Annotated in this window: 6 protein-coding genes; 4 read left to right on the top strand and 2 right to left on the bottom strand. The window is 71.3% G+C overall.

All coding sequences use genetic code 11. The features are described from left to right. Positions 1–42: 42 nt before the first annotated feature. Positions 43–708 carry a potassium channel family protein gene (locus tag ACFWE2_RS23125; RefSeq protein WP_377226553.1) on the bottom strand — a complete coding sequence of 222 codons (666 nt, stop codon included), beginning with the start codon at positions 706–708 and terminating at the stop codon, positions 43–45. Next, complete coding sequence (locus tag ACFWE2_RS23120; protein WP_377226554.1) at positions 708–1361, bottom strand: potassium channel family protein; 654 nt, start codon at positions 1359–1361, stop codon at positions 708–710. The genes ACFWE2_RS23125 and ACFWE2_RS23120 overlap by 1 nt, the downstream gene beginning before the upstream one ends. 87 nt (positions 1362–1448) lie before the next feature. Here ACFWE2_RS23120 and ACFWE2_RS23115 point away from each other — a divergent pair, with 87 nt between their 5' ends. The 4 genes from ACFWE2_RS23115 to acnA all read left to right on the top strand — a co-directional run bounded on the left by ACFWE2_RS23115 (position 1449) and on the right by acnA (position 8593). Next, entirely contained in the window at positions 1449–3446 is a 1998-nt protein-coding gene (locus ACFWE2_RS23115) for an APC family permease (protein WP_377226552.1), read from the top strand. Between the two features lie 18 nt (positions 3447–3464). Next, complete coding sequence (locus ACFWE2_RS23110) at positions 3465–4865, top strand: class I SAM-dependent RNA methyltransferase (protein ID WP_377226551.1); 1401 nt, start codon at positions 3465–3467, stop codon at positions 4863–4865. A gap of 48 nt (positions 4866–4913) precedes the next feature. Then, the gene (locus ACFWE2_RS23105) at positions 4914–5699 is read left to right on the top strand and encodes an SGNH/GDSL hydrolase family protein (RefSeq protein ID WP_377226550.1); all 786 of its coding nucleotides are present in this window, start codon (positions 4914–4916) and stop codon (positions 5697–5699) included. A 131-nt stretch (positions 5700–5830) separates the two neighbouring features. Then, complete coding sequence (gene acnA / locus ACFWE2_RS23100) at positions 5831–8593, top strand: aconitate hydratase AcnA (RefSeq protein ID WP_377226549.1); 2763 nt, start codon at positions 5831–5833, stop codon at positions 8591–8593. The last annotated feature ends 62 nt before the right edge of the window (positions 8594–8655 follow it).

Raw genomic sequence — 8655 nt, 5'->3', positions numbered from 1 at the left:
ACCCCCGGGGTTACGGCCGCCTACGTCCTTGTGAACCCTGAGTCAGCCCTTCGGCACCAGGAGCTTCTGGAGGGCGTCCGTGTCGGCGTCCGTGCCGGCGACCAGCAGCAGCTCGTCGCCGGCCTCCAGCGTGTCGTCAGGGCTCGGCGCCAGCGGACGCCCGTCGCGCACGATGGTCGCGAGCGTGACGTCGGCCGGCCACACGACCCGGCCCACGCGCGTCCCCGCGACGCGGGAGTCGGCGGGCAGCGTGAGCTCGAGGATGTCGGCGCGCGACTGGCTGAAGCTGAAGATCTTCACGAGGTCGCCCACCGCGACGGCCTCCTCCACCATCGCCGTCATGATGCGCGGTGTCGAGACGGCGACGTCGACGCCCCACGACTGGTCGAACATCCACTCGTTCTTCGGGTTGTTCACGCGCGCGACGGTGCGCGGCACGCCGAACTCCGTCTTGCCGAGCAGCGAGAAGACGAGGTTGACCTTGTCGTCGCCGGTGGCGCCGACGACGACGTCGGCCTGCTCCAGCTCGGAGGCCTCCAGCGCCGGGAGCTCGCACGCGTCGGCGAGCACCCACTCCGCCTCCGGCACCTGCGAGACCCGCATGGCCGAGGCGTTCTTGTCGATGAGCGTGACCTCGTGGTCGTGGCTCAGCAGCTCACGGGCGATCGACCGGCCGACGGACCCGGCCCCTGCGATGACGACGCGCATCAGTCCTCCTCGGCGGGCGGCGCGGCGGTGAGGATCCGCTCGACGTCGGCGGAGCTGTCCGCCGTCATGAGCACGTGCAGCACGTCGTTCTCCTGGAGCACTATGTCGGGGGTCGGCAGCACCGCCGAGGTGTACCGGGTGACGAACGCGACACGCGCGCCCGTCGCGGCCTCGATGTGGAGGACCGGCCGGCCGACCCAGCGCCGGTGGTAGTCGATCTGCGCGAGGCGGACGGTGCCGGAGGGGTCGAGGTACTCGTCCGTCGCGCCCATGGGCAGCATGCGGCGCAGCACCTGGTCCGCGGTCCAGCGCACGGTGGCGACGGTCGGGATGCCCAGGCGCTGGTAGATCTCCGCGCGGTGCGGGTCATAGATGCGGGCGACGACGTTGTCGACGCCGTAGGTCTCGCGCACCACCCGGGCGGACAGGATGTTGGAGTTGTCGCCGTCGGACACCGCGGCGAACGCGTACGTGTCCTCGATCCCCGCCTGGACGAGCGTGTCCCGGTCGAAGCCCACGCCGGTCACCTTCTTGCCCGAGAAGTCCGCGGGAAGACGCCGGAACGCGTCGGGGTTCTGATCGATGACGGCTACGGAGTGTCCGCGGCCCTCGATCTCCTGGGCGAGGCTGGAACCCACACGGCCGCAGCCCATGATCACGAAGTGCACGGATGGAACGCTACCGCGCCGTCCGGGCTTTTGGTGCGCCACCGGCTACCGGCAGGCATAGAGTCTTCCAACGTGTCGGACATCGTCGATGCGGCCAAACGACTTCTGGTCGGCCGCCCCATGCGCAGCGAGAGCCTCGGGCACACGCTGCTGCCCAAGCGGATCGCCCTCCCGGTATTCGCGTCGGACGCCCTGTCGTCGGTCGCGTACGCGCCGGACGAGATCCTCCTGACCCTCTCCCTCGCCGGTATCGCCGCGGTCGCGTTCTCGCCATGGGTGGGTCTCGTGGTCGTCGTCGTGCTGCTCATCGTCGTCGCGTCCTACCGGCAGAACGTGCACGCGTACCCGTCGGGCGGTGGCGACTACGAGGTCGCGACCGTCAACCTGGGCCCGAAGGCGGGCGTCGGCGTGGCGTCGGCGCTGCTCGTCGACTACGTGCTCACCGTCGCGGTGTCCATCTCGTCGGCGGCCCAGTACGCGTCAGCGGCCATCCCCGCCCTGCGCGGGCACGAGGCGACCGCCGCGGTGATCGTCGTCGTGCTGCTCACCCTGATCAACCTGCGTGGGGTCAAGGAGTCGGGCACCGCGTTCGCGATCCCCGTCTACTGCTACATGGCGATCGTCGGGGCCCTGATCGTCACCGGCGCGTTCCGCTTCTTCGCCGGCGACCTGCCGCAGGCCCGGAGCGCGGAGTTCGAGCTCACCGGCGAGGCCGCGTTCGACCAGGGCCTCGTCGGCGTCGCCGGCGCGTTCCTCCTGGCCCGCGCGTTCGCGTCCGGCTGCGCGGCCCTGACCGGCGTCGAGGCCATCAGCAACGGTGTGCCGTCGTTCCGCAAGCCGAAGTCGCGCAACGCCGCGACCACCCTGCTGCTGCTCGGCAGCATCTCCTCGACCATGATCATCTCGATCCTCCTGCTCGCCCAGGCGACCGGGGTCAAGTTCGCCGAGGACCCGCACGAGCAGCTCACGCTGAACGGTGCGGCCGTCTCGTCCCACTACGTGCAGATCCCCGTGATCGGACAGCTCGCCGAGGCGGTGTTCTCCGGCTTCTCGCCAGCCTTCTACGCGGTCTCGGCGGTCACGGGCCTGATCCTGGTGCTCGCGGCGAACACCGCCTTCAACGGGTTCCCCGTGCTCGGCTCGATCCTCGCGCGCGACGGCTACCTGCCCCGCCAGCTCCACACCCGCGGCGACCGCCTCGCGTTCTCGAACGGCATCGTGGCGCTCGCGGTCGCCGCGATCGTCCTGATCGTCGTCTTCGACGCCGAGGCCACACGCCTCATCCAGCTCTACATCGTCGGCGTGTTCGTGTCGTTCACGCTGTCCCAGCTCGGCATGCTGCGGCACTGGACCCGGGAGCTGCGGACCGAGCCGAACCCCGTGGTGCGCAGCCGGATGAAGCGCTCGCGGCTGGTCAACGGTGTGGGCTTCGGGCTGACCGGCACGGTCCTGGTCATCGTGCTGATCACCAAGTTCACCCACGGCGCCTGGATCACGCTGCTGGCCATGGGCATCCTGTTCGTCCTCATGCGGGGGATCCGCAGGCACTACGACCGCGTGCGCGACGAGCTCGCGCTCGACGACGTCTCGGCGGCCCGCGCGCTGCCCAGCCGGGTGCATGCCGTGGTGCTGGTCTCCAAGGTGCACAAGCCGACCATGCGGGCGCTGGCGTACGCACGTGCCGCGCGGCCCAACGTGATCGAGGCGGTCACCGTCGGCGTCGACCGGGAGGACATCGACGGGCTCGTCGCCGAGTGGGAGGCCCTCGACCTGCCGGTCCCGCTGCGGATCCTCGACTCGCCGTACCGCGAGATCACCAGGCCCGTGATCAAGTACGTGCGGTCCGTGCGCCGTGAGTCGCCGCGCGACCTGGTGATCGTCTACATCCCCGAGTACGTGGTGGGCCGCTGGTGGGAGCAGCTCCTGCACAACCAGTCGGCGCTGCGGCTCAAGGGCAGCCTGCTGTTCACGCCGGGCGTCGTCGTGGCGTCGGTGCCGTGGCAGCTCGCCTCGTCGCGCGGCCACACCGGCCTCGAGGACGACACCTTCATGCACGGCAGGCGGATGTAACCAGGGGATACTGGAGGCATGCCCCGCAACCCCGACCGTCGTTCCGCGCCTGCCAACCCCGAGTCGGGCGCCCGCCCGCGCCGTCGTCCGCAGCGCTCCCCGCGCCCGGACCGCGGCCGCCGCGTGAGCGACGTCCCCGCCCCCGAGGTGGGGACGGAGGTCGAGCTGGAGGTCGGCCCCGTCGCGCACGGCGGCCACTGCGTGGCCCGCCTGGACGGCCGCGTCGTCTTCGTGCGGCACACCCTGCCCGGCGAACGCGTCCGTGCCCGCGTCACCGAGGGCGGCCCGAGCTTCTGGCGCGCCGACGCCGTCGAGGTGCTCGAGGCGTCGCCCGACCGGGTGGAGCCCGCCTGGCCCGCCGCCGGGCCTGACGGGGCGGGCGGCGGCGAGCTGTCGCACGTCGCCATGCCGGCGCAGCGGCACTGGAAGAAGACGGTGCTCGTCGAGCAGCTCCAGCGTCTGGCCCGCATCGATCCCGAGTGGCTGGCGAGCGAGGTCACCGTCGAGGCGGCGCCCGGCGACGACGAGCGCCGCGGCCTGCACTACCGCACCCGGATCGAGCTCGTGGCCGACGCCGACGGGCACGCCGGCCAGCGCGCACACCGCGGGCACCGCGTCATCGCGCTGAAGAAGATGCCGCTCGCCACCGCGGAGCTCATGGACTTCGCCGTGGCCGAGGACGTCTTCACGCGCATCTGGACGCCGGGCGCGCAGCTCAAGCTGGTGGCGCCGTCCGAGGGCGAGCCGGTGCTGCTGGTCGACGGCGAGCCCTGGCGTCGTGGCAAGCCCGACACCCGGCCGAACGCCCGCCGCTCCGTGAGCGAGTTCGTGGCCGGGCCGTGGGGTGCGCACCGCTTCCGCGTGGCGGCCGGCGGGTTCTGGCAGGTGCACCGCGAGGCGCCGTCCGTGCTGACGCGCGCCGTGCTGGACGCGTCCGGCGCGACGGCCGGCGACCTCGCCGGGGCGACCGTCCTCGACCTGTACTCCGGCGCCGGGCTGTTCACGCTGCCGCTCGCCGAGGCCGTCGGGCCGTCGGGCCGGGTCGTGGCCGTCGAGGGCGACGCGCAGGCGGCCAAGGACGCCCGTCGCAACGCGCACGCGTACGAGCAGGTGTCGCTCGAGGTGGGCGCCGTCGAGCGGGTGATGGAGGGAGGGCGGGGGGAGGACAGCACCGCGCCGGCGGCCGACGTCGTGGTGCTGGACCCGCCGCGGTCGGGTGCCGGCCGAGCGGTGGTCGACGCGATCGCCGCCCGCGCCCCGCGCCGCGTCGTGTACGTCGCGTGCGACCCGGCGGCGCTCGCGCGGGACGTCGGATACCTCGCCGGACACGGTTACGCGCTCTCGGGAGTGCGCGGGTTCGACCTGTTCCCGCACACGCACCATGTCGAGGCGGTCGCGGTGCTGGACCGTCGGGACTGACGGAACGATGGGGAAAACTGCCAGGTCGGAGCGCATAGGATGCGCATCGTGAAGCGGTGGTTCGTGGGCGGCGGGATCGCCGTGTCGGTGGTGGCGGCGTTCGCGGTGGCGGTGCTGGTCGGCATGGTCCTCGGGGCCGGCGGCATCGCCGTCGGCGGTACGGGCTGGGCGCCCGCACCGCGGGGCGCGCCGTCGGTCTGGGCTCAGTCGCCCTCGCCGTCGCCGGTGGTCGAGAAGGAGCCGCTGGCCCTCTTCGTCGGCGACTCCTACACCGTCGGGCAGGGTGCGACGTCGCCCGAGCTGCGGTGGAGCACCCGCGTGGCCGAGGAGATGGGCTGGCAGGAACTCAACGTGGCCGTCGGCGGCACCGGGTTCGTCAAGGGGAACTCGAAGCGCGACAACTACCCCACCCAGCTCCGGTCGGTGCCCCCGGGCAGCGTGGACATCGTGGTGATCGCCGGTGGGCAGAACGACTTCAAGGCGATGCGGAGGGACCCGGCACGGGTCTTCGACGCGGTGGCGGACACGTACGCCCTGGCCGCGCTGCGGTTCCCGGACGCCGAGATCGTGGCGGTCGGACCCTCGACTCCGCGGGCGATCGGCCTGGAGGCGCGTGCCCTGGACAGCGCGGTGCGCGCCGCCGCGGCCGCGAACGAGGCGACGTACGTCTCGCTCCTGGACCCCAACATCGTCCAGGGCGGCCTGGTGCACGCCGACGGCGTCCACACGACCGACACGGGCAACGCGCGGATCGCGGAGCGGGTGCTGGCGACCCTGCGGGCCGGCCAGCCGCAGACGGGTGCCCGGCCGGCAGATATCTTGACGTCAAGATAAGTGCGTTATGCTGGGCCGAGCAGCCCGGCCTAGGCTGGGTGAAGCCCCCTGGAACCCATGCGGCGGCTCCTTCGCGCGACGACCGCGCCTGTGAGAGCCGACGCACCGTCAGCCCCGCAGAAGGAGCCCGAGTGAGCACCGTGGACACGTTCGGATCAAAGGGAACGCTGGAGGTCTCCGGCAAGTCCTACGAGATCTTCCGGCTCAGCGCGGTCGAGGGGACCGAGCGTCTCCCGTACTCCCTGAAGATCCTCGCCGAGAACCTCCTGCGCACCGAGGACGGCGCGAACATCACCGCCGACCACGTGCGCGCCCTCGCGTCCTGGGACCCGGACGCGCAGCCCGACACCGAGATCCAGTTCACGCCGGCGCGCGTGATCATGCAGGACTTCACCGGTGTGCCCTGTGTCGTGGACCTCGCCACCATGCGTGAGGCCGTCGCGGCCCTCGGCGGCGACGCGACGCGGATCAACCCGCTGGCCCCCGCCGAGATGGTCATCGACCACTCCGTGCAGATCGACGTCGCCGGCCGCGCCGACGCCTTCGCGCGCAACGTCGAGTTCGAGTACCAGCGCAACCACGAGCGCTACCAGTTCCTGCGCTGGGGCCAGACGGCGTTCGACGACTTCAAGGTCGTCCCGCCGGGCACCGGCATCGTGCACCAGGTCAACATCGAGTACCTGGCCCGCACGGTCATGACCCGCGAGGTCGACGGCGCCCTGCGGGCCTACCCCGACACCTGCGTCGGCACCGACTCGCACACCACCATGGTCAACGGCCTGGGCGTGCTGGGCTGGGGCGTCGGCGGCATCGAGGCCGAGGCGGCGATGCTGGGCCAGCCCGTCTCGATGCTCATCCCGCGCGTCGTGGGCTTCAAGCTGAACGGCTCGATCCCGGCCGGCGTGACCGCGACCGACGTCGTGCTCACGATCACGCAGATGCTGCGCCAGCACGGCGTGGTCGGCAAGTTCGTCGAGTTCTACGGCGAGGGCGTGGCCCAGGTGCCGCTCGCGAACCGCGCCACCATCGGCAACATGTCGCCCGAGTTCGGCTCGACGGCCGCGATCTTCCCGATCGACTCGGTCACGATCGACTACCTGCGCCTGACCGGCCGCGCCGAGGAGCAGCTCGCGCTCGTCGAGGCGTACGCCAAGGAGCAGGGCCTCTGGCTCGACGCCGACTCGCCGGAGCCGGTGTTCTCCGAGTACCTGGAGCTCGACCTGTCGACGGTCGTGCCCTCGATCGCCGGCCCGAAGCGCCCGCAGGACCGCATCGAGCTGTCGAACGCCAAGTCCGCGTTCATGCGTGACCTGCCGAACTACGCGCCCGAGGTCAAGGACCGCGTCGACGAGGCCGAGAAGGAGTCGTTCCCCGCGTCCGACTCGCCGGCCGTCTCGCCCAACGGCCGCAAGCACGTGCACGTCACCAACAGCGAGGGCAAGGAGTTCGAGCTGTTCCACGGCGCGGTCGCGATCGCCTCGATCACGTCCTGCACCAACACCTCGAACCCCTCGGTCATGCTCGCCGCGGCGCTCCTGGCCAAGAACGCCGTCGAGAAGGGCCTCGTGTCCAAGCCGTGGGTCAAGACCTCCATGGCGCCGGGCTCGCAGGTCGTGACCAACTACTACGAGAAGGCCGGCCTCTGGCCGTACCTCGAGAAGCTGGGCTTCCACCTGGTCGGTTACGGCTGCGCCACCTGCATCGGCAACTCCGGCCCGCTGGACGAGAAGGTCTCCGAGGCCGTCAACGAGCACGACCTGTCGGTCGTCTCGGTGCTGTCGGGCAACCGCAACTTCGAGGGCCGCATCAACCCGGACGTCAAGATGAACTACCTGGCCTCCCCGCCGCTGGTCATCGCGTACGCCCTGGCCGGAACCATGGAGTTCGACTTCGAGCACGACCCGCTGGGCCGCGACGAGGCCGGTAACCCCGTGTTCCTGCGCGACATCTGGCCCTCGCCGGAGGAGGTCGAGGCGACCATCGCGTCCTCGATCGACCGCAAGATGTTCGAGTCGGACTACGCCGACGTGTTCAAGGGCGACGAGCGCTGGGCCGCGCTGGAGACCCCCGAGGGCGACACGTTCGCCTGGGACCCCGAGTCGACGTACGTGCGCAAGCCCCCGTACTTCGACGGCATGGGCATGACGCCGGAGCCCGTCACCGACGTCACCGGCGCCCGCGTGCTCGCCAAGCTGGGTGACTCGGTCACGACCGACCACATCAGCCCGGCCGGCTCGATCAAGGCGGACAGCCCGGCGGGTGTCTACCTCGCCGAGCACGGCGTGAACCGCCGCGACTTCAACTCCTACGGCTCGCGCCGTGGCAACCACGAGGTCATGATCCGCGGCACGTTCGCGAACATCCGCCTGCGCAACCAGCTCCTGGCCGCCGAGAACGACGGCGCGGGAGTCGAGGGCGGCTTCACCTTCAACTTCGTGAAGAACGCGCAGGACACGATCTACGACGCCGCGCAGGACTACGCGGCGGCAGGCACCCCGCTCGTGGTGCTCGGCGGCAAGGAGTACGGCTCCGGCTCGTCGCGCGACTGGGCCGCCAAGGGCACCGCGCTCCTGGGCGTCAAGGCCGTCATCACCGAGAGCTTCGAGCGGATCCACCGCTCGAACCTCATCGGCATGGGCGTGCTGCCGCTGCAGTTCCCGGCCGGCCAGGACGCCGACTCGCTGGGTCTCGACGGCACCGAGGTCTTCGACATCTCGGGCGTCACGGCGCTCAACGAGGGTGTCACGCCCGAGACGGTGGCGGTCACGGCGACGAAGGCCGACGGCTCGCAGGTCGCCTTCGACGCCGTCGTCCGCATCGACACCCCGGGCGAGGCGGACTACTACCGCAACGGCGGCATCCTGCAGTACGTGCTGCGCTCGCTGGTCGCCTGAGCCGGAGGTGCAGCGCAGGGTGCGGGCCGAGGAACGAGGCACGCGCCTGGAGCGGAACCGCA

Source organism: Promicromonospora sp. NPDC060271, assembly GCF_042726755.1.
GTDB lineage: Bacteria > Actinomycetota > Actinomycetes > Actinomycetales > Cellulomonadaceae > Promicromonospora.
The sequence above is the reverse complement of the archived record's forward strand: the minus strand, read 5'-3'. Positions and strand labels throughout refer to the sequence as shown.

Excerpts from the sequence above, each read along its gene's own strand:
- ACFWE2_RS23125 (WP_377226553.1), bottom strand. The coding sequence starts at position 708 with ATGCGCGTCGTCATCGCAGGGGCCGGGTCCGTCGGCCGGTCGATCGCC.
- ACFWE2_RS23120 (WP_377226554.1), bottom strand. The coding sequence starts at position 1,361 with ATGGGCTGCGGCCGTGTGGGTTCCAGCCTCGCCCAGGAGATCGAGGGC.
- ACFWE2_RS23110 (WP_377226551.1), top strand. The coding sequence starts at position 3,465 with ATGCCCCGCAACCCCGACCGTCGTTCCGCGCCTGCCAACCCCGAGTCG.